This is a genomic window from Thermomonospora cellulosilytica (assembly GCF_014138835.1).
In the GTDB taxonomy this organism is placed as follows: domain Bacteria; phylum Actinomycetota; class Actinomycetes; order Streptosporangiales; family Streptosporangiaceae; genus Thermomonospora; species Thermomonospora amylolytica.
Window position 1 is genome coordinate 3,612,553 of the sequence record NZ_JACJII010000001.1, and the last position, 24,979, is coordinate 3,637,531.

General features: G+C 73.7%; 22 protein-coding genes and 4 tRNA genes. 16 read left to right on the forward strand and 10 right to left on the reverse strand.

Features of this window, described 5'->3' with window-relative positions:
• Nucleotides 1–119 precede the first annotated feature (119 nt).
• Together HNR21_RS17070 and HNR21_RS17075 are read left to right on the forward strand one after the other, a co-directional pair.
• Nucleotides 120–2,174: an APC family permease gene (locus HNR21_RS17070; RefSeq protein ID WP_182705977.1), complete on the forward strand. Its 2,055-nt coding sequence runs from the start codon at nucleotides 120–122 to the stop codon at nucleotides 2,172–2,174.
• Nucleotides 2,167–3,537, forward strand: a complete 1,371-nt coding sequence (locus HNR21_RS17075; RefSeq protein WP_182705978.1) for a class I SAM-dependent RNA methyltransferase — start codon at nucleotides 2,167–2,169, stop codon at nucleotides 3,535–3,537. The genes HNR21_RS17070 and HNR21_RS17075 overlap by 8 nt, the downstream gene beginning before the upstream one ends.
• A 153-nt stretch (nucleotides 3,538–3,690) precedes the next feature.
• Here the strand turns inward: HNR21_RS17075 and HNR21_RS17080 are convergent, their stop codons facing one another.
• Nucleotides 3,691–3,996 carry a hypothetical protein gene (locus HNR21_RS17080; protein WP_119731230.1) on the reverse strand — a complete coding sequence of 102 codons (306 nt, stop codon included), beginning with the start codon at nucleotides 3,994–3,996 and terminating at the stop codon, nucleotides 3,691–3,693.
• Nucleotides 3,997–4,229: 233 nt separating this feature from the next.
• Here HNR21_RS17080 and HNR21_RS17085 point away from each other — a divergent pair, with 233 nt between their 5' ends.
• Together HNR21_RS17085 and HNR21_RS17090 are read left to right on the forward strand one after the other, a co-directional pair.
• Complete coding sequence (locus HNR21_RS17085) at nucleotides 4,230–4,637, forward strand: helix-turn-helix domain-containing protein (RefSeq protein ID WP_182705979.1); 408 nt, start codon at nucleotides 4,230–4,232, stop codon at nucleotides 4,635–4,637.
• Between the two features lie 217 nt (nucleotides 4,638–4,854).
• Nucleotides 4,855–5,100 carry a hypothetical protein gene (locus HNR21_RS17090; RefSeq protein WP_182705980.1) on the forward strand — a complete coding sequence of 82 codons (246 nt, stop codon included), beginning with the start codon at nucleotides 4,855–4,857 and terminating at the stop codon, nucleotides 5,098–5,100.
• 18 nt (nucleotides 5,101–5,118) lie between these two features.
• On the opposite strand, the gene HNR21_RS17095 is transcribed toward HNR21_RS17090, so the two are convergent.
• Nucleotides 5,119–5,892, reverse strand: a complete 774-nt coding sequence (locus tag HNR21_RS17095) for a class I SAM-dependent methyltransferase (protein WP_182705981.1) — start codon at nucleotides 5,890–5,892, stop codon at nucleotides 5,119–5,121.
• Nucleotides 5,893–6,201: 309 nt separating this feature from the next.
• Between HNR21_RS17095 and HNR21_RS17100 the strand changes: the two genes are divergently transcribed.
• Nucleotides 6,202–7,128, forward strand: coding sequence for an LLM class F420-dependent oxidoreductase (locus tag HNR21_RS17100; RefSeq protein WP_182705982.1), 927 nt, complete (start codon nucleotides 6,202–6,204; stop codon nucleotides 7,126–7,128).
• Between the two features lie 52 nt (nucleotides 7,129–7,180).
• Here the strand turns inward: HNR21_RS17100 and HNR21_RS17105 are convergent, their stop codons facing one another.
• Nucleotides 7,181–8,641 carry an MFS transporter gene (locus HNR21_RS17105; protein ID WP_182705983.1) on the reverse strand — a complete coding sequence of 487 codons (1,461 nt, stop codon included), beginning with the start codon at nucleotides 8,639–8,641 and terminating at the stop codon, nucleotides 7,181–7,183.
• A 143-nt stretch (nucleotides 8,642–8,784) separates the two neighbouring features.
• On the opposite strand from HNR21_RS17105, the gene HNR21_RS17110 reads away from it, so the two are divergent.
• Nucleotides 8,785–9,498 carry a TetR/AcrR family transcriptional regulator gene (locus HNR21_RS17110; RefSeq protein ID WP_182705984.1) on the forward strand — a complete coding sequence of 238 codons (714 nt, stop codon included), beginning with the start codon at nucleotides 8,785–8,787 and terminating at the stop codon, nucleotides 9,496–9,498.
• Here HNR21_RS17110 and HNR21_RS17115 read toward each other — a convergent pair.
• Nucleotides 9,483–10,322: a TIGR02452 family protein gene (locus HNR21_RS17115; protein WP_182705985.1), complete on the reverse strand. Its 840-nt coding sequence runs from the start codon at nucleotides 10,320–10,322 to the stop codon at nucleotides 9,483–9,485. The two genes, HNR21_RS17110 and HNR21_RS17115, sit on opposite strands and share 16 nt — an antisense overlap.
• A 105-nt stretch (nucleotides 10,323–10,427) precedes the next feature.
• Here HNR21_RS17115 and HNR21_RS17120 point away from each other — a divergent pair, with 105 nt between their 5' ends.
• From HNR21_RS17120 to HNR21_RS17140, 5 genes are all read left to right on the forward strand, one after another.
• Complete coding sequence (locus tag HNR21_RS17120) at nucleotides 10,428–11,879, forward strand: 3' terminal RNA ribose 2'-O-methyltransferase Hen1 (protein WP_182705986.1); 1,452 nt, start codon at nucleotides 10,428–10,430, stop codon at nucleotides 11,877–11,879.
• Complete coding sequence (locus HNR21_RS17125) at nucleotides 11,876–14,437, forward strand: polynucleotide kinase-phosphatase (RefSeq protein WP_182705987.1); 2,562 nt, start codon at nucleotides 11,876–11,878, stop codon at nucleotides 14,435–14,437. The genes HNR21_RS17120 and HNR21_RS17125 overlap by 4 nt, the downstream gene beginning before the upstream one ends.
• Before the next feature lie 46 nt (nucleotides 14,438–14,483).
• The gene (gene pgm / locus HNR21_RS17130) at nucleotides 14,484–16,124 is read left to right on the forward strand and encodes a phosphoglucomutase (alpha-D-glucose-1,6-bisphosphate-dependent) (protein ID WP_182705988.1); all 1,641 of its coding nucleotides are present in this window, start codon (nucleotides 14,484–14,486) and stop codon (nucleotides 16,122–16,124) included.
• A gap of 89 nt (nucleotides 16,125–16,213) precedes the next feature.
• Complete coding sequence (locus HNR21_RS17135) at nucleotides 16,214–17,014, forward strand: dihydrodipicolinate synthase family protein (protein ID WP_246442209.1); 801 nt, start codon at nucleotides 16,214–16,216, stop codon at nucleotides 17,012–17,014.
• Between the two features lie 79 nt (nucleotides 17,015–17,093).
• A complete protein-coding gene (locus tag HNR21_RS17140) occupies nucleotides 17,094–17,744 on the forward strand; it encodes a LysE family translocator (RefSeq protein WP_182705989.1) in 651 nt (216 codons plus the stop codon).
• Nucleotides 17,745–17,843: 99 nt separating this feature from the next.
• Here the strand turns inward: HNR21_RS17140 and HNR21_RS17145 are convergent, their stop codons facing one another.
• Together HNR21_RS17145 and HNR21_RS17150 are read right to left on the reverse strand one after the other, a co-directional pair.
• Entirely contained in the window at nucleotides 17,844–18,125 is a 282-nt protein-coding gene (locus HNR21_RS17145; RefSeq protein ID WP_119731217.1) for a TFIIB-type zinc ribbon-containing protein, read from the reverse strand.
• 54 nt (nucleotides 18,126–18,179) lie between these two features.
• The gene (locus HNR21_RS17150) at nucleotides 18,180–19,091 is read right to left on the reverse strand and encodes a phosphotransferase enzyme family protein (protein WP_312881070.1); all 912 of its coding nucleotides are present in this window, start codon (nucleotides 19,089–19,091) and stop codon (nucleotides 18,180–18,182) included.
• 35 nt (nucleotides 19,092–19,126) lie between these two features.
• Here HNR21_RS17150 and HNR21_RS17155 point away from each other — a divergent pair, with 35 nt between their 5' ends.
• Complete coding sequence (locus HNR21_RS17155; protein WP_233358801.1) at nucleotides 19,127–19,834, forward strand: nucleotidyltransferase domain-containing protein; 708 nt, start codon at nucleotides 19,127–19,129, stop codon at nucleotides 19,832–19,834.
• Here HNR21_RS17155 and HNR21_RS17160 read toward each other — a convergent pair.
• Entirely contained in the window at nucleotides 19,831–21,495 is a 1,665-nt protein-coding gene (locus tag HNR21_RS17160; RefSeq protein WP_119732184.1) for an AMP-binding protein, read from the reverse strand. The genes HNR21_RS17155 and HNR21_RS17160 overlap by 4 nt on opposite strands.
• A 258-nt stretch (nucleotides 21,496–21,753) precedes the next feature.
• Nucleotides 21,754–22,386 (reverse strand): LysE family translocator, encoded by a 633-nt coding sequence (locus HNR21_RS17165; RefSeq protein WP_119731215.1) that lies wholly within the window; start codon nucleotides 22,384–22,386, stop codon nucleotides 21,754–21,756.
• A gap of 262 nt (nucleotides 22,387–22,648) precedes the next feature.
• On the opposite strand from HNR21_RS17165, the gene HNR21_RS17170 reads away from it, so the two are divergent.
• The 4 genes from HNR21_RS17170 (at nucleotide 22,649) to HNR21_RS17185 (ending at nucleotide 22,984) form a co-directional block, all read left to right on the forward strand.
• Nucleotides 22,649–22,731, forward strand: a tRNA-Ser gene (locus tag HNR21_RS17170).
• A 12-nt stretch (nucleotides 22,732–22,743) separates the two neighbouring features.
• Nucleotides 22,744–22,816 (forward strand) — tRNA-Ile (locus tag HNR21_RS17175).
• Between the two features lie 20 nt (nucleotides 22,817–22,836).
• A tRNA-Arg gene (locus tag HNR21_RS17180) sits at nucleotides 22,837–22,909 on the forward strand.
• A 2-nt stretch (nucleotides 22,910–22,911) separates the two neighbouring features.
• Nucleotides 22,912–22,984: transfer RNA gene (locus tag HNR21_RS17185), tRNA-His, on the forward strand.
• 193 nt (nucleotides 22,985–23,177) lie between these two features.
• Here HNR21_RS17185 and HNR21_RS17190 read toward each other — a convergent pair.
• Nucleotides 23,178–24,005, reverse strand: a complete 828-nt coding sequence (locus tag HNR21_RS17190; protein WP_119731214.1) for a hypothetical protein — start codon at nucleotides 24,003–24,005, stop codon at nucleotides 23,178–23,180.
• Complete coding sequence (locus HNR21_RS17195) at nucleotides 24,005–24,583, reverse strand: SigE family RNA polymerase sigma factor (RefSeq protein WP_233358800.1); 579 nt, start codon at nucleotides 24,581–24,583, stop codon at nucleotides 24,005–24,007. The genes HNR21_RS17190 and HNR21_RS17195 overlap by 1 nt, the downstream gene beginning before the upstream one ends.
• Nucleotides 24,584–24,979: the final 396 nt, after the last annotated feature.

Here is a 24,979-nt window from a genome sequence, read left to right on the forward strand (position 1 = left end):
CGGGTTGAAACCTACACATCGGGCGCGCACAGTCATACCCGTCCGCGGCCGGGCCAGGCAAAGGCCCCGGCGGAGCCCGGCGGCCGAACCGTCCCCCGGGCGAGCTACGCTCGTCAGTCGTGTCGAAGGTTCCGGACCTGACAAAACGGGTCCTGGTGGGCCGGGCCCTGCGCAGCGGGCAGCTGCACGAGCAACTGCTGCCCAAGCGGATCGCGCTGCCGGTCTTCGCCAGCGACCCGCTGTCGTCGGTCGCGTACGCGCCCCAAGAGCTGCTGATGATGCTGGCGGTCGCCGGCGCGTCGTTCTACGCCTACGGGCCGTGGATCGCGCTGGCCATCGCCGCCCTGATGGCGGTGGTCGTCGCCTCCTACCGGCAGAACGTGCACGCCTACCCCAGCGGCGGCGGCGACTACGAGGTGGCGATGACCAACCTCGGGCCGAGCGCCGGGCTCACCGTCGCCAGCGCGCTGCTGGTGGACTACGTGCTGACGGTGGCGGTGTCGGTGTCGTCGGGGGTGGAGAACATCGGCTCGGCGATCCCCCTGATCGGCGAGCACAAGGTCGCCGCGGCGATCGGCATCATCGCGCTGCTCACCGTGATGAACCTGCGCGGCGTGCGCGAGTCGGGGACGCTGTTCGCCATCCCCACCTACGCGTTCGTGATCGGCGTGCTCGGGATGGTCGCGTTCGGGCTGTTCCGGCTCGGGGTGACGGGCGACGAGCTGCGCGCGCCCACCGCCGACCTGGAGATCAGGGCCGAGCACACCGACCTGGCCAGCTTCGCCCTGCTGTTCCTGCTGCTGCGGGCGTTCTCCTCCGGCTGCGCCGCGCTCACCGGCGTGGAGGCGATCAGCAACGGGGTGCCGGCGTTCCGCAAGCCCAAGAGCCGCAACGCCGCCACCACGCTGCTGATGATGGGCGTCATCGCGGTCACCATGTTCTGCGGGGTCATCGCGCTGGCGCTGGCCTCGGACGTGCGGGTGGCCGAACGGCCCGCCGAGGAACTGCTGCGGAACGGGCAGCCGGTGGGGGAGGGGTACGTCCAGGAGCCGATCCTGACCCAGGTCGCCGCGGCGGTGTTCGGCGAGGGGTCGGTGCCGTTCCTGTACATCGCCGCGGTCACCGCGCTGATCCTGTTCCTGGCGGCCAACACCGCCTACAACGGGTTCCCGGTGCTGGGCTCGATCCTGGCCCGCGACGGCTTCCTGCCCCGCCAGCTGCACACCCGCGGCGACCGGCTGGCGTTCAGCAACGGCATCATCATCCTGGCGGCGATGGCCGGCCTGCTGGTGTACGCCTTCCAGGCCGAGGTGACCAAGCTGATCCAGCTCTACATCGTGGGCGTGTTCGTGTCGTTCACGCTCAGCCAGATCGGCATGGTCCGGCACTGGAACCGGCATCTGCGCACCGAGCGGGACCCGCGGGAACGCGCCAGGATGCACCGCAGCCGGGCGATCAACGCGGTCGGCGGCACGGTCACCGGCGCGGTCCTGGTCATCGTGCTGCTCACCAAGTTCACCCACGGCGCGTGGATCGTGTGCATCGCGATGCCGGTGCTGTTCGCGCTGATGAAGGGCATCCGGCGGCACTACGACACGGTGGCCCGCGAGCTGGCGCCGACCGGCGAGGACGTGGTGCTGCCGGCCCGCAACCACGCCGTGGTGCTGGTCTCCAAGATCCACAAGCCGACGCTGCGGGCGCTGGCCTACGCCCGCGCCACCCGCCCGTCCACGCTGGAGGCGGTCACCGTCGCGGTGGACCCGGAGGAGGTCGCCCGGCTGCGCGAGGAGTGGGAGGCGCTGGACCTGCCGGTGACGCTGAAGATCCTGGACTCCCCGTACCGGGAGGTCACCCGGCCGGTGCTGGACTACGTCAAGAAGGTGCGGCGGCGCAGCCCGCGCGACGTGGTGACGGTGTTCATCCCCGAGTACGTGGTCGGCCACTGGTGGGAGCACCTGCTGCACAACCAGAGCGCGCTGCGGATGAAGGCCCGGCTGCTGTTCGTGCCCGGGGTGATGGTCACCAGCGTGCCCTGGCAGCTGAAGTCCTCCGACCGGCTCAAGCAGCGGCCCGAGGCGGCCGGCCCGGGCTCGGTGCGCCGCCCCTACTACCGGGGGTCGCCCGAGCAGGATCGAACGCGCGCGGGCGGCGGTATCGTGTCGGAACGTGACTGACCTCCGCCAAGACCCCCCTGTTCCGGACGTCCTCGAACTCGATATCGGGGCGGTCGCCAACGGCGGCTGGTGCGTGGCCCGGCACGAGGGCCGGGTGGTGTTCGTGCGGCACACCCTGCCGGGAGAGCGGGTCCGCGCCAGGGTGACCGAGGTCACCCGCTCGTTCCTGCGCGCCGACGCGGTGGAGATCCTGCGGGCCTCCCCGGACCGGGTGAGCCCGCCGTGCCCGTTCGCCGGGCCCGGCCGGTGCGGCGGCTGCGACTGGCAGCACGCCTCGCTGCCCGCCCAGCGGCGGCTCAAGGCCGCCGTCGTGCAGGAGCAGCTGGCCAGGCTGGCCGGCATCGAGCGCACCGTCGTGGTCGAGGAGGTCCCCGACCCGCACCACGACGAGGACGATCCGGTGCGCGGGCCGGGCCTGGGCTGGCGCACCCGGGTGCAGTTCGCGGTCCGCGACGACGGGGTGGTCGGGCTGCGCCGGCACCGGTCCCACCAGGTGGAGCCGATCGACGAGTGCCTGATCGCGCACCCCGGCGTGGAGCTGATGGGCATCGAACGCCACCGCTGGCCGGGTGCGGCCACGGTCGAGGGCATCGTGTCGGCCGGGACCGGGGACCGGCTGGTGGCGCTGCGCGAGCGGGCCTCCCGGTCGCGCGGCGGGCGGCGGTCGGTGAAGGTGCCGCGGCTGCCGGTCCCGGTGCGGCTGCTGCGCGGGCGTCCCGCGCCCGGCGCGCCGCTGCCCTACGTCCGCGAGGCGGCGGCGGGCCGGCTGTGGCAGGTCACCGGCAGCGGCTTCTGGCAGGTGCATCCCGGTGCGGCCGAGGCGCTGGCGGACGCGGTGCTGACCGCGCTGGAGCCCAGGCCGGGCGAGATCGCCCTGGACCTGTACTGCGGGGTCGGCCTGTTCGCCGGGGTGCTGGGCGAGCGGGTCGGGCGGGACGGCCTGGTGGTCGGCGTGGAGTCCGACCCGCAGGCGGTCCGCGACGCCAGGTTCAACCTGCGGGACCTGCCGCAGGTCTCGGTCGAGCAGGGCCGGGTCGAGGACGTCATCGCCGAGCTGGAGTTCGGCCGCGCCGCCTCGGGACGCGGGCGCCAGGCCCGGCGCGGCGGCGCGCCGGCCGACCGGCTGCGGGCCGACCTCGTGGTGCTGGACCCGCCGCGGACCGGGCTGGGCCGCCAGGTGGTGGAGCGGGTCGCCGGGCTGGCCGGGCGGAAGATCGCGTACGTGTCGTGCGACGCCGCCACGCTGGCCCGTGACCTGGCCTACTTCGGCGAGGCCGGGTGGACGCTGCAGTCCCTGCGGGCCTTCGACGCGTTCCCGATGACCCACCATGTGGAGCTGGTGGCCGCCCTGGTCCAGGGGTAGCGGACGCGCCCGGCCGTCCCGATCCGCACCGGCTCCCTGCCCCGCGCCGGGAAGCCGGATCTGGCCGGTGAACTGCGGCGCGACCAGATCCGACAGGTTCCCGATGCTCCCCGTGGGGAGCTCCCGATGCTCCCGGTCCCGGGCCGGCGGGCGTCAGGACAGCGCTGCCAGGACGGTGGTCGCCACCACCGACGCGATGGTGGCGATGACCCCGAGCAGCGCCACGGTGTGCCGGAACCGGGTCTCCAGTTGCGCGCGGGTGACCTGGTCGCGCTCGGCGGCGGCGAGCCGGTCGCCGAGTTCGTCCAGCAGCCGGGTGCAGGCGTCCATCCGGCGCTCGGTGTGCTCCTGCACCTGGTGCAGCAGGGCGATCTGCCCCTCGACGTTGGCCATGCCCACCTCCAGCCCGCGGCGCAGCTCGGAGATCGCCAACTCGACCGCGGCGGTCTGTCCGCTCATCCTCGACCCCCTCTCTCCCTGTCCGCCTCCGCAGCGGGCTGCGGCGGCCACACAGGCTGATCGTCATCTACCGGTAAGTATTGCCGTCTAGACCGGAAATAATCAGAAATCCTGTCTTGATCGCCAGAGGGTCGTGAGGTCTTGGAGACGCGTGTGGACGGCCATGGCGGGGAAGGAAAATTACCGTGTCTCTTTACTGGATGTTCCTGAATTTTTCCGGCATGCTGTGATCCATGGCCGAGCAGCTGGATCGGGAGCGCGTCGCCAAGTTCGTGGTCGCACGGCGCGGCGCGCTGGGACTGACCCAGGAGCAGCTCGCCGAACGCGCCGGGGTGACCGTCAAGACGGTCTACAACCTGGAGTCGGGCGGGCGCTGGCCGCAGGCCCGGACCCGCGGTGCGATCGAGGGGGCCCTGCGCTGGCGGCCGGGCGACCTGGTCCGGATCGCCGAGGGCCAGGAGCCGACCCCGGTGGAGCCCGCCGAGCCGGACATGGACGCGGTGCGGCACGAGCTGCGGGAGCTGGAGTCCTACTTCGCGGACCTGCGCGCCGACCCCGGCGAGCGGCGCCGGATGGCGCTGACCTTCCTGCGCGCCCTGTTCGGCGAGACCGGTGGCCGGCCGCCTCGCGACGGCGGGTGAGGGGTGCGCCGGGGGACAGGGGCGGATCTCCCCGGAGGGCACGCGGTCCTACCCTCCGGGTAATAATCTGCTGCCCAAAACATTGCGGGATATGACTGGTTGTTACAGTCCTTGACAAGAGGGAACACTCTTAGTCTCGGAGTTCGTAAGATCCCTGGAGGAAGTGGCGGCCATGCGTTCAGCCGGATCGCTCCCGCGGTGCAGCCGCCTGGCGGGCGTGTCCGCGGTCGCCGCGGCGGCCGGCGGGCTGGGCGCGAGCGCGCTGAACGGGCCGGTCCCCGTCGTGGTGGTGCTGGTCGCCGGGCTGTCGGGGGTGGTGATCCCGTTCGCGGTGGGGATCGCGTGGGCGCTGCAGGACATCCGGGCGCAGCAGCGGATCATCATCGCCCAGCTGGAGACCCAGGCCAGGCTGATGCACCACGCCGCCCGGCTGGCGGCCGACGTCGTCGACGACTCCCGGTGACCGCCGGCGGCCCGGTGATCAGCCGCGGCCGGGATGGGTGACGCGGATCTTGGACTGCTTGTGGCCGGTGCGCCGCCAGTCGTCCATCGTCCGCGCGGCCAGGCCGTGCGCCTCGGCGCGGGCGATCAGCGTCTGCGGCCGGTAGTAGAAGTCCTCGCGCAGCACGTGGTGTTCGGCGCCCGCGGTCTCGTTGTAGGTGAAGTCGAAGAACCCGTCCGGCGCCATCACCCGGCCGACATGGGCCAGGCACTCGTCGATGACCTCGATCGGGCTGTGCGAGAACACGCTGTGCGCGTGGATCACCGTGAAGTGCGCGTCCGGCAGGAAGTCCAGCGTCAGGTTCCGCACCGGCGTCAGGTGCGGCAGTTTGTCCTGCAGTTTGTAGCGGGTCAGCGTCTCCTGGGCGGAGAACAGGATGTCGGGGGAGATGTCGATCCCGTAGTAGTGGCCGGCGTCCAGGTGCTCGATGAACAGCCGGCCCGCCCGCAGGTTGCCGCAGCCGATCTCCAGCATCCGGTCCTGCGGCCGCAGCCCGTGCTCCAGCAGGTAGTCGAACTGCATCTGGCCCAGCGCCATCCACCGTTCGTGGGTGGGGGTGCCGACCGCGCCGTAGGGGTTGCGGGCGGTGTCCGAGCGCATCACCGCGCGGTAGTAGCCCACGTGGTCGCGGGTGCGCAGGCGCAGCCAGGTGTCGCGGGCCAGCCGCCGCGTGTAGGGGAGGATCAGGTCGGGGTGCCGGACGGCGTAACGGACCTTGTAGGCCAGCCGTGCCCTGTTCCGCGATGACGTCATGTGCCGAGTAAAGACCGGCCCGGGCCAGCGGTCGCACATGGCCGGGCAAACGAACGGTCATCGCCCGGGAGATCCTTGGCCGATCCGCCACTGGCCGTAGTCCTCGGCGACGGCCCGGTCGTAGTCGACCGGCACCCCGTTGAGCCGGTGCCCGTTGGAGTACTGCTGGATCTGCGCCCGCCCGTCCCACCTGTCCTTCGACCAGGCGTACGTCCGCCTCGCCCGCGCACGGTGGCCGTGCTGTTACGCGGACTTGTCCGGGGCCCGGTGACGTGCGAAGCACGACCCGGGGTGTACGAAGATGTGCCCATGCGTCTGCGGATCTTCACCGAGCCCCAGCAGGGGGCCTCGTACGACACTTTGCTGAGGGTCGCCCGGGCGACCGAGGAACTGGGCTTCGACGCCTTCTTCCGCTCCGACCACTATCTGAAGATGGGCGACGTCACCGGGGAGCCCGGCCCGACCGACGCCTGGATCACGCTGGCCGCGCTGGCCCGCGAGACCGGGCGGATCCGGCTCGGCACGCTGATGACCGCCGCGACCTTCCGGCACCCCGGCCCGCTGGCGATCTCCGTCGCCCAGGTCGACCAGATGAGCGGCGGGCGGGTCGAGTTCGGCATCGGCACCGGCTGGTTCGACGCCGAGCACACCGCCTACGGCATCCCGTTCCCCAGCCTCAAGGAGCGCTTCGAGCGGCTGGAGGAGCAACTGGAGATCATCACCGGGCTGTGGCGGACCCCGGCCGGGCGGACCTACTCCTTCGAGGGCGCCCACTACCGGCTGGCCGACTCGCCCGCGCTGCCCAAGCCCGCCCAGGCGGGCGGCCCGCCGGTGCTGATCGGCGGGGTCGGCGCCAAGCGCACCCCCCGCCTGGCCGCCCGGTTCGCGCACGAGTACAACGTGCCGTTCAACCGGCCCGACGAGACCAGGGCCGCCTTCGAGCGGGTGCGCGCCGCCTGCGAGCGGGCCGGCCGGACCGAGCCGATGGTGTACTCCGCCGCCCAGGTGGTGTGCTGCGGCCGGAACGAGGCCGAGATCGCCCGGCGCGCCGCGGCGATCGGCCGGGAGGTCCCCGAACTGCGGGAGAACGGCCTGGCCGGCACCCCGCAGGAGATCGTGGACAAGATCGGCCGGTTCGCCGAGTTCGGCACCGAGTGCGTCTACCTGCAGGTGCTGGACCTGTCCGACCTGGACCACCTGGAACTGCTGGCCGGTGAGGTCATGGCCAAGCTGTGACGTGCGGGCGCCGCCGTGGCCGCCCGGCGCGGTCACGGCGGCGGCACCCGGATCAGTGCCCGGCGGGGCCGTCCGGGCGGGCGCGCCGGGGCAGCAGGAACGTCAGGCCCCAGATGAGGACCAGCACGGCGAGCTCGACCAGCAGGGTGCGTTCCAGCGCGCCGACGAAGGCGGTCCGCTCGGCCCGTCCGCCGAGCGCGTCGAAGAACAGGGTGCCCAGCAGCGCGATGCCCAGCGCACCGCCGAGCTGCTGCACCGCGGTCAGCGAGCCGGACGCCGAGCCGGTCTGCTCCGGCCGCACCCCGGCCAGCACGATGTCGAAGAACGGCGCCATCACCATGCTGGTGCCCAGCCCGGTCACCAGCAGGGCCGGGACCAGCCTCCAAGCGGTGACGTCCGCGCCCGCCCAGTGCACCGTCGCGTACGCCCCGGCGATCCCGGCGGCCATCACCAGCGCGCCGAGCTGCATGGACAGCCGGCCGTGCCGGCGGGCCAGCCCCTGGGCGACGGCGAACCCGAGCACCATGCCCACCGCCCACGGCGCGGCGGCCAGGCCCGCGCCCAGCGCCGAGTACCCCAGCCCGAGCTGCATGAACAGGCCGAGCACCAGGCTGAAACCGATCATCGCGGCGAAGAACAGGGTGCCGTACAGCAGCCCGCCGGTGAACGCCCGGCTGCGGAACAGCTCGGGGGTCACCAGCGGGTCGCCGCCGGCCCGCAGCACCCGCCGCTCGTACCGGGCGAACAGCGCGAACACCGGGACCGCGGCGGCCATCATGGCGAACGACCAGCCGGGCCAGCCCAGCTCGCGGCCCTGTACCAGCGGATAGATCACCAGCAGCGAGCCCAGCGCGGCCAGCAGCGCGCCCACCGGATCGAGCCGGGTCGTCCCGGCCGGGCGCGCGGCGGGCAGCACGCGCGACCCGGCGGCCAGCGCGGCCAGTCCCAGCGGCAGGTTGATCAGGAAGATCATCCGCCAGCCGGTGCCGAACAGGTCGGCGTCGACCAGCCATCCGGCCAGCACCGGGCCGCCCACCGCCGACAGCCCCAGCACCGGCCCGAACAGGCCGAACGCGGCGGCCCGCTCGGACTCGTCGAACATCTCGGTGATCAGGCCGAGCCCCTGCGGGATCAGCAGCGCCCCGAACAGGCCCTGCACGGCGCGGAAGCCGATGAGGGCGCCGGGGCCGGGGGCCAGCGCGCAGGCCAGCGAGGCGGCGGTGAACCCGGCGACGCCGATCAGGAACATCCGCCGGCGGCCGTGCACGTCGCCCAGCCGTCCGCCGGTGATCAGGCCGATCGCCATGGCCAGCGTGTAGGCGGCGCCCAGCCACTGCAGCGAGGCGTACGAGCCGCCCAGGTCGGCCTGGATCGCGGGGGCGGCGATGTTGGTGACGGTCGCGTCCAGCAGGTCCATCACCTCGGCGCACAGGATCACGGCGAGCGCGACCCAGCGCCATCGGTGGCGCTCGGGACGGGTGCCCGCCGCGGGGCGGGCGGAGATCTGGGTCATGGGGACTCCGGGGCTCAAAGCTAACGAACACTGTTCGTCCAACGAACGCTGTTCTAAGCGAGGAACATCGTTCGTGTCAAATACGATGTTCGTCGACCCCGTTCGCGCGGGGCGTCACGTCGCCCACCCGAAAGGCCCGGACGATGAGCTCAGCCGCCTTCGAGCTGCCCACCCCGCCGTGGCGCAAGCCGCGCAAGGGCGGCCGGGCGCGCCGCCCGCTGAGCCGGGACCTGATCGTGGAGACCGCGCAGGCCGTCGTGCGCGCCGAGGGGCTGGACGGGGTCAGCATGCGGCGGGTGGCCCAGGAACTGGGCACCGGCCCGGCCTCGCTGTACGCCCACGTCTCCGACAAGGACGAGCTGCTGGAGCTGGTGGCCGACCGGATCGCCGGGCAGATCCCGCTGCTGGAGCCGGACCCGGACCGCTGGCGGGAGCAGATCCGCGAGTCCGCCCGGGCGGCCCGGCGGGTGTGGCGGTCCTACGCCGACATCTGCCGCGTCTTCCTGGGCCGCGTCCCCACCGGGGAGAACCAGCTGCGGATCGCCGAGAACCACCTGGCCATCGTGCGGGCCGGGGGCGTGCCCGACCGGATCGCCGCCTGGTTCGTCGACCGGCTCGCCCTGTTCATCACCGCCGACGTGCTGGAGGGGACGGTCTTCGCGGCCAAGGTCCGCGAGGGCTGGGACCCGGGGGAGTACTTCGGCCAGCTCCGCGGCTACTTCCAGAGCCTGCCCGCCGACCGCTTCCCGAACATCGTCTCGATGGTGGACGACCTCATGGACGCCGACGACGAGCAGCGCTTCGAGTTCGGCCTCGAGCTGATGATCCGCGGCCTGGCCTCCTACGTGGAGGACTGACCGCCCAGCCGCCGGGCGAACGCCGCGTGGCGGGGCGCCCCCGGAGCGGTGTCCCACACCGCGAACACCACGTGCCCGAACAGCCCGGCGAACGGGCCGCCGTCCAGCAGCAGCCCGGCGAACGCGTCGGCGACCTCGGCCGGGTCGTTGCCGAACACCCCGCATCCCCACGCGCCCAGCACCAGCCGGTCGTGGCCGTGACGATGGGCCGCGGCCAGCACCTTGGCGGCCCGCCCGCGCAGCGCCGCACCGACCCGCGCCGCCTGCTCCGGATCGCGCATCGCCCCCCGGTTGGGCGCGGGCGAGGTCAGGAACGCCACCCGGTACGGCTCCTCCAGCAGCCGCCCGGCGTCGTCCCGGAACACCGGGACACCCGGCGAGTAGATCACCCGGTCGCTGTAGAGCAGGTTCCGCTGCTCGCGATGGAACGCGTAGAACTCCGGCACCGACCGCAGCGAGGCGTACAGCGCCGACGAGCGGGCCAGCCCCTCCTCCTGGGCGTGCGCGCCCCTGAGGAAACCGCCGCCGGGGTTCTTGGCCGACGCGAAGTTCAGCGCGGCGACCTCGTGCCCGGGAGCGGTGAGCCGGCGGGCGGCGGCCAGGGTGGTCTCCTCGGTCACCTCGATCACCGTGTCCCGGTCGCCCCGGGGGAGCGCGGCCACCAGCCCCGCCAGCTCGTCCGGCAGGTACAGCCGGGTGCCGCGGACGGCCTCGGCCACGTCGTCGGCGATGGCGACGGCACGGCCGGACGGCGCGGTGTAGAAGCCCCGGTCGAGGATGGCGACCGTCTCGGCGGCGACGGCCCGGCGCGGATGTCGGCTCATGTCGCCGACGATTCTGCTGGGCCGCGGCGCCGGCACGCCACACCTTTTGTCCGGTGCGGGCTATTCGGTTGCGATGGGGCGGTGCGGGTCCGGGAGACTGGCCCCGTGCTACTGACGATCACCACGACGGCGAAGCCGGCCACCGATCTGGGATTCCTGCTGCACAAGCATCCCGACAAGGTGCAGCCGTTCCCCCAGTCGTTCGGAACGGCGCACGTCCTCTACCCCGAGGCGGGCGAGGATCGGTGCACGGCCGCGCTGTTGCTGGAGATCGACCCGGTCAGGCTGGTCCGCACGCGCGGGCGGGGCACCCCCGACTTCTCCCTGGGCCAGTACGTCAACGACCGTCCCTACGCGGCGTCCTCGCTGCTGGCCTCGGCGATGGCGAACGTGTTCCGCAGCGCGCTGCGGGGCCGCTGCGACGCCCGGCCCGAACTGGCCGCCGTCGCGATCCCGCTGGAGATCACGCTGCCCGCGCTGCCCTGCCGGGGCGGCCCCGACCTGGCCGAGGAACTGTTCGCGCCGCTGGGCTGGCAGGTCGAGGCGGAGTCCGTGCCGCTGGACCCGGGCTTCCCCGAGTGGGGCGACTCGCGGTACGTGACGCTGACCCTGCGCGGCACGCTGCGGCTGGCCGACGCCCTCAACCAGATCTACGTGCTGCTGCCGGTGCTGGACCACGCCAAGCACTACTGGATGTCGTCCGAGGAGGTCGACAAGCTGATCCGGGCCGGGGAGGGCTGGCTGGCCGGCCACCCCGCCCGCACCAGGATCGTCCGCCGCTACCTGGCCAACCGGCGCGGCCTGGTCCGCAGTGCGCTCGGTCGGCTCGCCGAGGCCGAGGACGCCCCCGAGGACGCCCTCGACCGCGACCCCATCGACGAGGAGCCCGGCACCGGCGATCCCCTCGACGAGGCCGCGGGGCGGATCGAGGGGGAGGTCGAGGGGGAGCAGGCCGCGGCGCCGCCCGTTCCGCTGGCCGAACGCCGCATCGCGACCGTGCTGGAGGTGCTGCGCCAGGAGGGCGCCGCCAGTGTCATCGACCTGGGCTGCGGCTCCGGGAAGCTGCTGGCCCGGCTGCTGGCCGACCCGTTCTTCACCCGGATCGCCGGCACCGACGTCTCGCACCGGGCGCTGGCGATGGCCCGCCGTACCCTCGAGCGCAGCCGCACCCGGGCCACCGAATGGGCGGTGTTCCAGGGCGCGCTGACCTACGCCGACGAACGCTTCCGCGGCTACGACGCGGCCGTGCTCATGGAGGTGGTCGAGCACGTCGACCCGCCCCGCCTGCCCGCCGTCGAACGCGTGGTCTTCGGCGACGCCAGGCCCCGCGTCGTCGTGGTGACCACCCCGAACGTCGAGCACAACGTCCGTTACGAGGGCCTGGCCCCCGGCGCGATGCGCCACCCCGACCACCGCTTCGAATGGACCCGCGCCGAGTTCCGCGCCTGGGCCGACCGGGTCGCGCGCACCCACGGCTACGCCGTGCGGCACGTGCCCGTGGGCGACGACGACCCCGAGGTCGGCCCGCCGACGCAGATGGGAGTGTTCACCCGTTGACCGAGATCAAGGTCCCCGAGATGGGGCTGGTCGTGCTCGTCGGCGTGTCCGGATCCGGCAAGTCCCACTTCGCCCGCAGGCACTTCGCGCCCTCGCAGGTGGTCTCGTCGGACCGCTGCCGCGCCATGGTCGCCGACGACGAGAACGACCAGTCCGCCACCGGCGACGCGTTCGACCTGCTGCACTACATCGTCGCCAAGCGGCTGCGGCGCGGGCTGCTGACCGTCGTGGACGCCACCAACGTGCAGCCGCACAGCCGGCAGCAGCTCGTGCGGATCGCCAAGGACCACGACGTGCTGTCGGTGGCGATCGTGCTGGACGTGCCCCTGGAGGTCGCGCGGGAACGCAACGCCGCCCGCCCCGACCGCGACCTGCCCGACCACGTGCTGCCCCGCCAGCACCGGGAGCTGCGGCGCGGGCTGCGGAGCCTGGGCCGGGAGTTCCGCCGCCACTACGTGCTCGACGGGGTCGAGGAGATCGACGCCGCCACCGTCTCCTACGAGCGGGCCTGGAACGACAAGCGCGAGCTGACCGGCCCGTTCGACGTCATCGGCGACGTCCACGGCTGCCGCGCCGAGCTGGAGACGCTGCTGGCCGAGCTGGGGTACGAGATCGAACGCGACGCCGACGGCCGCCCCCGCGGCGCCCGCCACCCCGGGGGCCGCACCGCCGTGTTCGTCGGGGACCTGGTGGACCGCGGCCCCGACACCCCCGGCGTGCTGCGGCTGGTCATGGGGATGGTCGCGGCGGGCACGGCGCTGTGCGTGTCCGGCAACCACGAGAACAAGCTGGTCCGCGCGCTGCGGGGCCGCAAGGTCAAGGTCGCCCACGGGCTGGCCGAGTCGCTGCGGCAGCTCGAGGCCGAGACCGCGGAGTTCCGCGACCGGGCGCTGGCGTTCATGGACGGGCTGATCAGCCACTACGTCCTGGACGGCGGGCGGCTGGTGGTGGCGCACGCCGGGCTCAAGGAGGAGTACCACGGCCGCTCCTCGGGCCGGGTCCGCTCGTTCGCCCTCTACGGCGACACGACGGGGGAGACCGACGAGTACGGGCTGCCGGTCCGCTACCCGTGGGCCGACGACTACCGCGGCAAGGCGATGGTCGTCTACGGCCACACCCCGGTCCTGGAGCCGGAGTGGGTCAACAACACCATCTGCCTCGACACCGGATGCGTGTTCGGCGGCAGGCTCACCGCGCTCCGCTACCCCGAACGCGAGCTGGTCGCCGTCCCCGCCGAGAAGGTCTGGTACGAGCCGGTCCGCCCGCTGGGCGCCGAGGCCGGGACCGCCGCGCAGGCGGGCGCCCGCCGCGAGAGCGACGTGCTCAAGATCTCCGACGTGTTCGACCTGAACGGCGTGCGGACCTCCCTGCTGGGGCGGGTCACGGTCCGCGAGGAGAACGCGCTGGCCGCGCTGGAGGTGATGAGCCGGTTCGCGATCGACCCGCGCTGGCTGGTGTACCTGCCGCCGACCATGGCCCCGACCGCGACCTCGGCCCTGCCCGGCCACCTGGAGCACCCGGCCGAGGCGTTCGAGGCGTACCGCGGGGACGGGCTGGAACGGGTGGTGTGCGAGGAGAAGCACATGGGCTCCCGGGCCGTCGCCGTGATCTGCCGCGACGCCGGCGTGGCCGCCGCCCGCTTCGGCGTGGACGACGGCACCACCGGGGCCCTGTACACCCGCACCGGCCGGGCGTTCTTCCGCGACCCCGCCCGCACCGAGGAACTGCTGGGCAGGCTGCGGGCCGCGATCGGCGCGGCCGGGCTGTGGGACGAGCTCGGCACCGGCTGGCTGGTGCTGGACTGCGAGCTGATGCCGTGGTCGGCCAAGGCGATGGACCTGATCCGCACCCAGTACGCGGCGACCGGAGCCGCCGCCCGCGCCGCGCTGCCCGCCGCCACCGCCGTCCTGGAACGGGCCGCCGCCCGCGGCCTCGACGTGGCGGAGCTGCGGGAGCGCACGGCGCGGCGGGCGGCCAACGCGGCGGCGTTCCGCGACGCCTACGCCCGCTACTGCTGGAACGTCGACGGGCTGGAGGGGGTCCGGCTCGCCCCGTTCCAGGTCCTGGCGGGGGAGGGGATCGCCTATGCCGCCGCCCGCGACCACCTGTGGCACCTGGGGATCGCCGACCGGCTGGCCGCCGCCGACCCGAGCGGGCTGCTGGCCACCACCGCGTTCCAGGTCGTCGACCTGGCCTCGGAGGAGTCGGCGGCCGCGGCCACGGACTGGTGGCGGGGACTCACGGAGGGCGGCGGCGAGGGCATGGTCGTCAAGCCCCTCGGCCCCGTGCCGGACGGACGGAAGGTGCAGCCGGGCCTGAAGTGCCGGGGCCGCGAGTACCTGCGGATCATCTACGGCCCCGACTACACCGACCCGGACAACCTGGAACGCCTCCGCGACCGCAGGCTCGGCCGGAAACGGTCACTGGCCATGCGGGAGCACGCCCTCGGCATGGAGGCGCTGGACCGGCTCACCGCGGGGGAGCCCATGTGGCGGATCCACCAGGCGGTGTTCGCGGTGCTGGCCCTGGAGTCCGAGCCCGTCGATCCCCGGCTGTGACGCACGCCCCGGTTTGACCGCCGGCCGCGGTGCGAAGATTGAGTGCATGGTGCATGAGCGCGCTGGACAGCCGGCCCGGCCGGAGGACCTGGTCGACATCGCCCGCCTGGTGACCGCCTACTACACGCGGCATCCCGATCCGGGGGACCCGGCCCAGCAGGTGTCGTTCGGCACCTCCGGGCACCGCGGGTCGGCCCTTTCCTCCTCGTTCAACGAGGACCACATCCTGGCCACCAGCCAGGCCATCTGCGAGTACCGCGCCGCGCAGGGCGTGGACGGCCCGCTGTTCCTGGGGGCCGACACCCACGCCCTGTCCGAGCCCGCCAAGGCCTCCGCGCTGGAGGTGTTCGCGGCCAACGGCGTGCGGGTGCTCATCGACGACCGGGACGGCTACACGCCCACCCCGGCCGTCTCCCACGCCATCCTGCGGTACAACAAGGGCCGCGCCTCGGGGCTCGCGGACGGGGTCGTCGTCACCCCGTCGCACAACCCGCCCGGCGACGGCGGCTTCAAGTACAACCCCCCGAACGGGGGACCGGCCGGCACCGACGCGACCTCCTGGATCCAGGACCGGGCCAACGCCCTCATCGCCGGGGGGCTCAAGGAGGTCCGGCGGATCCCCTACGAGCGGGCGCTGACCGCCGACACCACCGGCCGCCACGACTTCCTCGGCGGCTACGTCGACGACCTGCCGAACGTGCTGGACCTGGACGCGATCCGGTCCGCCGGGGTGCGGATCGGCGCCGACCCGCTCGGCGGCGCCTCCGTCGCCTACTGGGGCGAGATCGCCGAACGGCACCGCCTCGACCTCACCGTGGTCAACCCGGTCACCGACCCCACCTGGCGGTTCATGACGCTGGACTGGGACGGGAAGATCCGGATGGACTGCTCGTCGGCGTACGCGATGGCCTCGCTGATCGACAACCGCGCCGCCTACGACGTCGCCACCGGCAACGACGCCGACTCCGACCGGCACGGCATCGTCACCCCCGACGCCGGGCTGATGAACCCCAACCACTTCCTGGCCGTCGCCATCGACCACCTCTACACGCACCGCGACGGCTGGCCCGCCGCCGCCGGGGTCGGCAAGACCCTGGTCAGCAGCGGCATGATCGACAAGGTCGCGGCGGCGCTCGGCCGGCCGCTGGTCGAGGTGCCGGTCGGGTTCAAGTGGTTCACCGGCGGGCTGCTGGACGGCACGATCGGGTTCGGCGGCGAGGAGAGCGCCGGGGCGGCGTTCCTGCGCCGCGACGGGTCGGCGTGGACCACCGACAAGGACGGGATCATCCTGGCGCTGCTGGCCGCCGAGATCACCGCCGTCACCGGCGAGTCCCCCAGCCGCCGGTACGCCGCGCTCGCCGAGCGGCACGGCGCCCCCGCCTACGCCCGGGTCGACGCGCCCGCCACCCGCGAGCAGAAGGCGGTGCTGAAGAGGCTGTCGGCCGAGCAGATCACCGCGACCGAGCTGGCCGGGGACCCGATCACCGCGGTGCTCACCGAGGCGCCCGGCAACGGCGCCCCGATCGGCGGGGTCAAGGTCTGCACCGAGCACGCCTGGTTCGCCGCCCGGCCGTCCGGCACCGAGGACGTCTACAAGATCTACGCCGAGTCGTTCCGCGGACCCGACCATCTGGCCCGGGTCCAGGAGGAGGCCCGTGCCCTGGTGGGCCGCACCCTGGGCGGCTGAGACACGTCGCTCTGGGCCGTGTCACTCCACGGCTCGGTGCCGGGCGGAATCGCTCATCCGGCCGACCGCCGCTCTCGCCGCGGCCACGAATGCGGCGATCGCCGGATGTGCGCCGCCGCCCGCGCGGAAGGCGACCTTCGACCGGCGGAACAACGGCAACCTGGTCAGCACCACGCCTGCGGGGGGTTGCGCAGTGGCCATTTCCGGTACGAACCCGGCCCCCTGCCCGGTACGACACCGCCGCCGCCGTCGAGTCGCTGCGCGAGCTGGCGGCCACCGGCGACGTGGCCGCGGCGCTGGTTCCCGCGCCGCCCTTCCTGCGGCCCGGTGAGGCGGGGACGCTGGCGCATTTCGTCACGCTGGCCGACCACGGCGGCATGCCGCTGATCGTGTACGACGTCCCCTACCGCACCGGGCAGCCGCTCAGCGTCGGCACGCTCACGGCACTCGGCCGCCTGCCGGGGGTCGTCGGGGTCAAGTACGCGACCGGCGCGATCGACGCGGCCACGGTCGAGCTGCTCGGCTGCCCGCCGCCCGGCTTCGCCGTGCTCGGCGGCGACGACGTCGTCATATCACCGCTCGTCGCGGCGGGCGCCCACGGTGGAATCCTCGCCTCGGCCAACCTCCGCACCGCCGACTACGCCGAGCTGATCTCGTTGTGGCGCAGCGGCCGCGGCGCACCCGCCCGCAGGCTCGGAGCCGAGCTGGCCCGGTTGTCCGCAGCGCTCTTCGCCGAGCCGAACCCGACGGTCATCAAGGGAGTGCTGCACGCCCAGGGACGCATTCCCAGCCCGGCCGTCCGGATGCCGTTGCTGGCCGCCGCCACCAGTTCGGTCCGCCGGGCGGCGTCCCTGGCCGGCGGCCGCGCACGCCACGGGTCCGAAGTCTGACCTCGGGCCGAGGAGCGCATGCGGCTGAGCCGGAAGAATCGCATTGCGCCACGAGACGGAGAGGGACCACATTTCAGTCATGGACATCGTCGCCGCTCTTCCCGCGTTCGTCGTCGCCGTGGTGCTGATCTCGGCGTCCCCCGGCCCCGCGATGGCGTTGATCATGCGTCGTGCGGCGCTGCGGGGGCTGTCCGGAGCCGTGCCGACCGTTCTGGGGCTGGAGGCCGGACTGTACGTGTGGGCGTTGTGCGCCGGCGCCGGCCTGGCCGCCCTGGTGGCCGCCTCCGAGGTCGCCTACCTCGTCCTCCGCGTGGTCGGCGCGGCCTTCCTGCTGTATCTGGGGGTGAGGTCATGGCGGGCCGCCTGGCGCAGCCGCAAGGCGGGACCGGCCGGCGAAGCCGACCGGGACCTGCCGGGCGCCTCGCCGCGGACGTGGTGGAGGGCCTTCGGGGAGGGGGCCGTGGTGATGCTGGCCAACCCGAAGGCCGCCGCGTTCATGATCGCGTTCTATCCGCAGTTCGTCCCCGCGGACCGGCCGCTGCTCGCCACGACCGCGCTGCTGGCGCTGCTCCAGGTGGCCGTCGAGACCGTCCTGTACCTGGCGCTGGCCGCCGTGGTCGGGCGCGCCGGCACGTGGTTCCGCCGGCCGGCCGTCCGCCGCCAGCTGGACGCCGTCAGCGGGACGGTGCTGGTCGCCCTCGGGCTGCGGATGGCCGTCGAGAGCCGCTGAAGGCGGGGACGACCGGCACCGTGTGATCCGCGGTCACCCGGCCCGGGTACGCCGACGCCCGGCGGACGGCGGTCCACCGGGCGTCGCGAAGCCTGACGCTCAGGTGGAGAAGAGCATGTGGAAGACGCTCTTCTGCCGGTAGTGGTGCGGCTGGCCGTGGTGGTGGTGATGCACCTGCGGGCTCGCGCCCCAGGCCGGGGCCGCCGGAGCCGCCGGGGCCGCGGGGGGCGGCGGTGCCTGCATGTACTGCTGCTGCATCCTGGTGAGGGCCTCGAGCTCGCCGTAGTCCAGGAAGATCCCCCGGCACATCTCACACTGCTCGATGTGGACACCGTTGCGGTCGTACGTCCGCATCGTGCCACGACACTTGGGGCACTGCATCGCCTTACATCCTTCCGTCACGGAAGCCCGGGACCCGACCACCATAGGGCCAAATCACTCCCCCGGGGACCTCCTGGTAGCCGAGATTCTGCTGCATGCGTCGACGAGCGCGCCTTCGAACCCGTCGAGCGGCCGTCCTTCGGTCCGCGCAGATATGACGCAGGTGGCCGCGATTTGGATCGCCAGAGTTCGCGCCGGTATGTCCAGCGAGTCCCACAGGTCCTCCCCGGGGGGCGCCGCGGGCCCTCCGGCGGAGGCGTAACCGGCCAGGAAACGGGCCCAGTCCTCCGGCGGCAGCACCCCCGCCGAGAACAGCGCCGCGGGCCGCGCCAGGTCCCAGGCCGGATCGCCGACCCCCAGGTCCTCGATGTCGATCATCCGCCAGGTGCCGTCCGGCAGCCCCACGAGCTGGCCCAGATGCCAGTCGCCGTGGATCAGCGTCCGGCGGGCGGGCGGCGGCGCCGGGGCCTGTCCGCGCACCCAGGCGGGCAGGCTCGCGAACGCCTCCCGGACCACCCGTTCCTCCGCGCCGTCCGGGTCCAGCCGGGCCACCACCTGGGCGGCGCGCACCGGGCGGTCCCAGCGCGGCACCGGGGGGATCCGGCGGTGGTCGGCCAGGTGCAGCCGGGCCAGCAGCCGGCCGCCCTCCTCCCACGGCGGATCCTCCGGGCCGACCGGCTCCCCGTACGGCCACACCGTCACCACCCGGCCCCGCACCTGCCGCGGCGGCCCCACCGGCGGCAGCAGCAGGCCGGGCAGCGCGGCCGCCGCCGCCATCCGCGCGGCCAGCCGCGGCCCGTTGTCCCGGTCGGCCTGGTGCGCCTTCACCACCACCCCGCCCACCCGGATCACCAGCACCCCGTGCCGGTCGTACAGGACGACCGGCTCGGCGCGGGGGTCGCCGCCGGGCGCCGCCCGGCCGATCGCGACCAGCTCGGCGCCCAGGGGGGAGGAGGTATCGGGCACGCGCGGCAGCATACGCATATGCCAGGCTGGATGCCGTGACCGAGGCGGATGTGCCGGATCTGCGGCTGGTGCGCGAGCACACGGTGCTGTCGGTGGTGGTGGGCTCGCGGGCGTACGGGCTGGACACCGAGGACAGCGACGTGGACCGGCGCGGGGTGTTCCTGGTCCCCACCCCGCTGTTCTGGAGCTTCGACAAGCCGCCGACGCATCTGGACGGGCCGGAGCCCGAGCGGTTCTCCTGGGAGTTCGAACGGTTCTGCGGGCTGGCCCTGCAGGCCAACCCGACCGTGCTGGAATGCCTGTGGTCGCCGATCGTGGAGGAGATCACCGACGTCGGCCGCGAGCTGGTGGGCGTCCGCACCGCGTTCCTGTCCCGGCGCGCCCACCGCACGTTCACCCGCTACGCCGACAGCCAGTTCCGCAAGCTGGAGGCCGACCTGCGCAACCGCGGCGAGCCCCGCTGGAAGCACGTGATGCACCTGCTGCGGCTGCTGGCCAGCGGCCGGCACCTGGCCGAGCACGGCGAACCGCTGGTGCACGTCGGCGACCTGCGCGACCGGCTGCTGGCGGTCCGCCGCGGCGAGGTCGGCTGGCCGGAGATCGAACGCTGGCGCGCCGAGCTGGCCGCCGGGATGGACGCCGCCGTCGAGCGCGGCCCGCTGCCGCCCGAACCCGACCGCCGCCGCGTCGCCGACCTGCTGTACGAGGTCCGCCGTCGATCGGCGGCCCAAGCCCTGGGCTAGCCGCAGGGCAGCCCGCCCCGCAGGTACTCCTCCCGCAGCACCCGCCGCCGCACCTTGCCGACCGGCGACCGCGGCAGCTCGGTGAACGGCACGAACCGGGCCGGGACCTTGTAGTGCGACAGGTACTTCTCGCAGTGCCGGCGCAGCTCCTCGGCCGAGAACGGGTAGGCCGGATGCTCCACCACGCACGCCACCACCCGCTCGCCGCGCCGCTCGTCCGGCAGCCCCAGCACCGCGCAGTCCAGCACCGCCGGATGCCGCCGCAGCACCTCCTCGACCTCCGAGGGGTACACACTGAACCCGTTCACCTTGACCAGGTCCCGCTTGCGGTCGATGATCGTCAGCCAGCCGTCGGGGTCCATCACCCCGATGTCGCCGGTGCGCAGCCAGCCGTTGGGGGACAGCACCCGGGCGGTCTCCTCCGGCCGGTTCCAGTACCCGGCGAACACCTGCGGGCCGCGCACCACCAGCTCGCCCGGCCGGCCCGGCGGCAGCACCACCGTGGGGTCCTCGGAGTCCACCACCAGCACTTCGGTGCCCGGCAGCGGCAGCCCCACCGTCCGGTTGCGGGCGCTGCCGTCCAACGGGTTGGCCGACACCGCCGGGGACGCCTCGGTCAGCCCGTACGCCTGGATCAGCCCCCGCAGCCCCCACTCGCGGAACCGGGCGATGGTCCGCTCGTCGATCCCGCTGGCGCCCGACAGGAAGATCCGCACCGACGCCAGGTCCCTGCGGGTCACCCCCGGCGTGCCCATCAGCTCCTGGTAGAGCGTCGGCACGCCCGGGAAGATCGTCGGCCGGTGGCGGCGCAGCACCCGCACCGTCCGCGCCACGTTGAACCGCGGCAGCAGCACCACCGCGCCCGCCTTCATCACCGGGCTGATCAGGCAGCTCATCAGTCCGAACGAGTGGAACAGCGGCAGCACCGCCAAGGTGACCTCCGCCCCGTACCGGCACCCCACGTCCCAGGCGTGCTGCTGGCAGGCGTTGGCGATCAGGTTGCGGTGGGTGAGCATCACGCCCTTGGGCCGGCCCTCGGTGCCGCCGGTGTACTGGATCACCGCCAGGTGCCGGGCCGGGTCGACCTCCGCCTGCCGCACCCGCCGCGCCGGGCGGCGCAGCAGCTCGGCGAAGCGCACCACGCCGGTGTCGGGCGGCACCTCGGCGGTGACGCGGGCCCGTTCGCGCCGCGCCGACGCCAGCGGCAGCCGCAGCGCCAGCCGCCGGTACCAGGGCAGGTAGTCCACGATCGAGGTGACCACCACGTGCTCGAGCCGCACCGTGCGGCGCACCGCCCGCAGCGTCGGGTAGGAGCGGTCCAGCACCACCACGACCCGGGCGCCGCAGTCGGCGAGCTGGTGGCGCATCTCCTCCTCGGTGTAGAGCGGGTTGTGCTGCGCCACGATCGCCCCCAGCCGCAGCGCCCCGAAGAAGGCGATCACCTGCTGCGGGCAGTTCGGCAGGAGCAGCGCCACCCGGTCGCCCGGCCCCACCCCGAGCGACCGCAGCCCGGCGGCGAACCGGTCGGCCGACCGGAGCACCTGCCGGTAGGTGAGCCGGCGGCCGAAGAACCAGAACGCGGTGTTGCGCGGGCGCCGGGCGGCGGCGTCGTCGAGCAGCCGGGTCACCGGGATGTCGGGAACGTCGATGTCCGCGGGCACCCCCTCGGGATACGCCCGTACCCACGGGCGGGTCTGATGTGACACGGCCCACATATCCGGAGATTCAAGCACTCACGGAATGGGTTTGCGACCGTTCCCGGCACCCGGGCGATGTCTCACATGATCAACCATATGCCGCTCCCGCCGGGCGTGCCCGAGCGCATCGCGGCCGGGCGTCCGTGCCCCGGGCTCTCCGCCACGTGAGCGGCACCTTCCGGTGCCCGCGACGACCTGCGCGACCCGGGGTTGCGGACCGCCTCAGCGCTCGGCCGCCAGCCTGAGCCCCAGGCCCACCAGCACCGTCCCGGTGACCGCGTCCATCCGGCGGCGGACCGCCGGGCGGGCGAACACCCGGCGCAGCGCCCCCACCACGGCGGACACCACGCTGAACCACACCGCGCTGATCGCCGCCGCGACGACCGACAGCAGCAGCGTGTCCGCCACCCCGGCAGAGCCGGGCAGGAACTGCGGCATCAGCGCGACGAAGAACACCGCCGCCTTGGGGTTCAGCACGTTGGTCAGCAGGCCCTGCCGGAACCCCGTCCACGACCGCGGGGCGGGGTCCGCGCCGTCGCCATGGTCGGCCGCCGCCGCGTACTCGCCGCGCAGCGCCGCCCACACCGCCCGCGCCCCCACGTACAGCAGATAGGCCGCGCCCACCAGCTTGACCACCGTGTACGCGGTCGCCGAGGCCGCCAGCAGCGCCGCGATCCCCAGCGCCGCGCACAGCGACCACACCATCACCCCGGCCGCGATGCCCAGCGCGGTCATCACGCCCATCCGCCGCCCGGACACCGCCGCGTTCCGCACGGTGATCGCGAAGTCCGGCCCCGGCGACATCGCCGCCAGGGCGACGACCCCCGCGAACGCGGCCAACTGCATCGAGTCCATGCCGCGAGTCTAGGCCCTCCGTCGTGCGCCGGCAGGTCCCGTAAATTGCGTTGCGTTCCCGGGAGCGACTGCGGCACAGTGGTCGTCGAAAGCGACGGGAACGCGAGCGGAAGGGACGGGAAAGATGCGCGGACGGCATCGCCGAATCAGCGGCCGGATCAGCGTCGGCCGCAGCGTGCCCGGTCCCGGGAGCCGCCCTCGGACGTGATCTCCGCGTTCGTCGTGCGCCGCCCGGAACGGGATCCCGGGCGGTTTTCCTTTTGGAGGGTTGGCCGAGCGGTAAGGCAGCGGCTTGCTAAGCCGTCGTCAGGGTCACCTGCGTGAGTTCGATTCTCACACCCTCCGCGTGTCATTTCCGGCGGGTGGGGACGCTGGTGCGTCCGGCGGTCTGATGAGCCGCTGCGGGCAGGTTCGATTCCTGCACCCGCTACTCGACAACAGAATATCCGGGTCCTCGTGGTGGAGGGGAGAACACGCCTGGTTGCGGACCAGGAGAGCGCAGGTTCGAATCCTGCCGGGGACACGGCGTCCGTGGTGTGGTGGTCTGCATATCGGATTGTGGTTCCGATGGTCCTCGGTTCGATTCCGGGCGGGCGCCCTCGATCCCCCTGCGCCCGCCGGTCGCCCGAAGGGCCAGGAAGGCGACCGGCGGGTCAGGGGAGCGCCTGCCCGCCCAGGGGCCGCGGGCGGGCAGGCGGGGGGACACCGGGGGATGGCGGAGTCGGGACCCGGTGCGGCTTTCACACCCCGACCCCTAGTCGACCGGGGGCCGCGAAAGGTTGCCGTCCGGATCAGAAATGTCCGCGGATCGTGGGGGACGCGCTCCCGCCGGCGGCGTGGGCGGTGACGGCGAAGGTGTCCCGGGCCGGGTCGTGCGGGCCGCCGGGCTGGTACTGGACCGCGACGAGATAGCGCCCGGAGGGCAGCGTCCGGCCGGGGAGCAGGGTGAGGCGGTGGACGATCGCGTCGTCGGTGAGGTCGGTGTCGGAGCGCACGTGCGAGCCCGGCATCGAGTTCCATGATCCGGCCGGGAAGGTCCGCCGGGAGCGGGCGACCCGGATGGTGACGTTCAGGGCGGTCAGCGGCCGGTGGACGGTCAGCGTGAGGGTGTTGCGCCCCCAGTACGGCAGGGCCCCGTCCTGTGCGGCGGTCACCGACACCGGCGCGCCGCCCTGCCCGCCCTCGCCGGGGCCCGGCTCGTTCCGTGCGGGCGGCCGGACGCCTCCCACCGTGTCGCTGTCGGCCTCGCCGTCCTCGCTCGGCGACGGGGAGACGGTGGCCGTGGAGGAGGGGAGGGGGGCGCCGGTGCGGGGCGGCGGGGGGACGACCGGGCCGGGGCCGGCGTCGCCGTTCAGGACGACCACGGCGAGCGAGGTCACGCCCATCACCGCGGCCGTGGCCAGGGCCGCGGCGGCCGCGCGGAGGTCGCCCCGGCGCCGCCACGGGCGCGGCTCCCAGGCGGGGATCGGGTCCGGCGCGGCGGTCTGCTCGTTCATGGCGGCCTCGACCCGCGCCCAGATGCGGGCGGTGTCGGGCCGGTGCCGGTCGGCCTCGGCGTGCAGCCGGTCGCGCAGGCGCGCCAGGGACTCCTCGGTGTGGCGCTCGCGCCGCCCGCGCATCACGTCCCCCCTCCCGGCCGGCTCTGCGGATGCAGGGCCCCGGTGCGGTAGCCCGACAGCAGGTCGGCGGCGGCCCCGGTGCCGCGCAACTGCCGTTCCAGCTCGGCGGCGGCCCGGGAGGTCTGGCTCTTGACGGTGCCGACCGAGACCCCCAGCACCCGTGCGGTCTCCTGCTCGGAGAGGTCGAACGCGTACCGCAGCACCAGGCAGGCCCGTTTGCGGTGCGGCAGCCGCCGCAGCGCGGCCCGCAGGTCGACCATGGCCGCCACGTCGGGCCCGTCGGTGACGTCGTCGGCACCGGCGCCCAGCGCGGCCAGCCGGCCGCGTTCGCGCACGATGGCGCGCAGCCGGCTGTTGGACAAGTTCACCACGATCCGCCGGACGTACGCCAGCGGCCGGTCGGTCCCGCGCACCCGGTCCCAGTTGCGCCAGGCCGCCACCAGCGCGTCGGCGGCCAGGTCGTCGGCGCCGTCGGGGTCGCCGATCAGCAGGTACGCCAGCCGGGCCAGCTCCCGGTGGTGCTGCTCGAAGAAACGGTGGAACTCCTGCCGGGCGTCCTGGTTCGGCGATCCGTCCACCGCCACCGCCTTCGCCCCGACACCTTCGCACGCGTTGACGGCGCGAGAGTAACAGCCCGTGGACGCGCTGTCCCGAAATGCCGTGACATGCGGGCGAACCGGCAGGTGAGGGGCCGTGGCCCGGCACCGGCCGGGCGATGCCCGTCGGGCGGCCCATTGTGCGCGTGATCGCCGGAGCCTAGCATCGGCCTCATCGAAGCGCTTCGACAAGGATGGCGGCCGCTCCCCGACCCCCGAGGAGGACCCACCCATGACAGCCTTCGGCAGGGGCGGCCCGCGCCGTCCCCTGGTCACGCTGGGCGCGGCGGCGGCCGCCCTGGCGACGGTGCTCGCCACCACCGGCGCCGTGCAGGCGGCGCCGGCCGCCGCGGCGCCCGCCCACCAGATCACCTACGA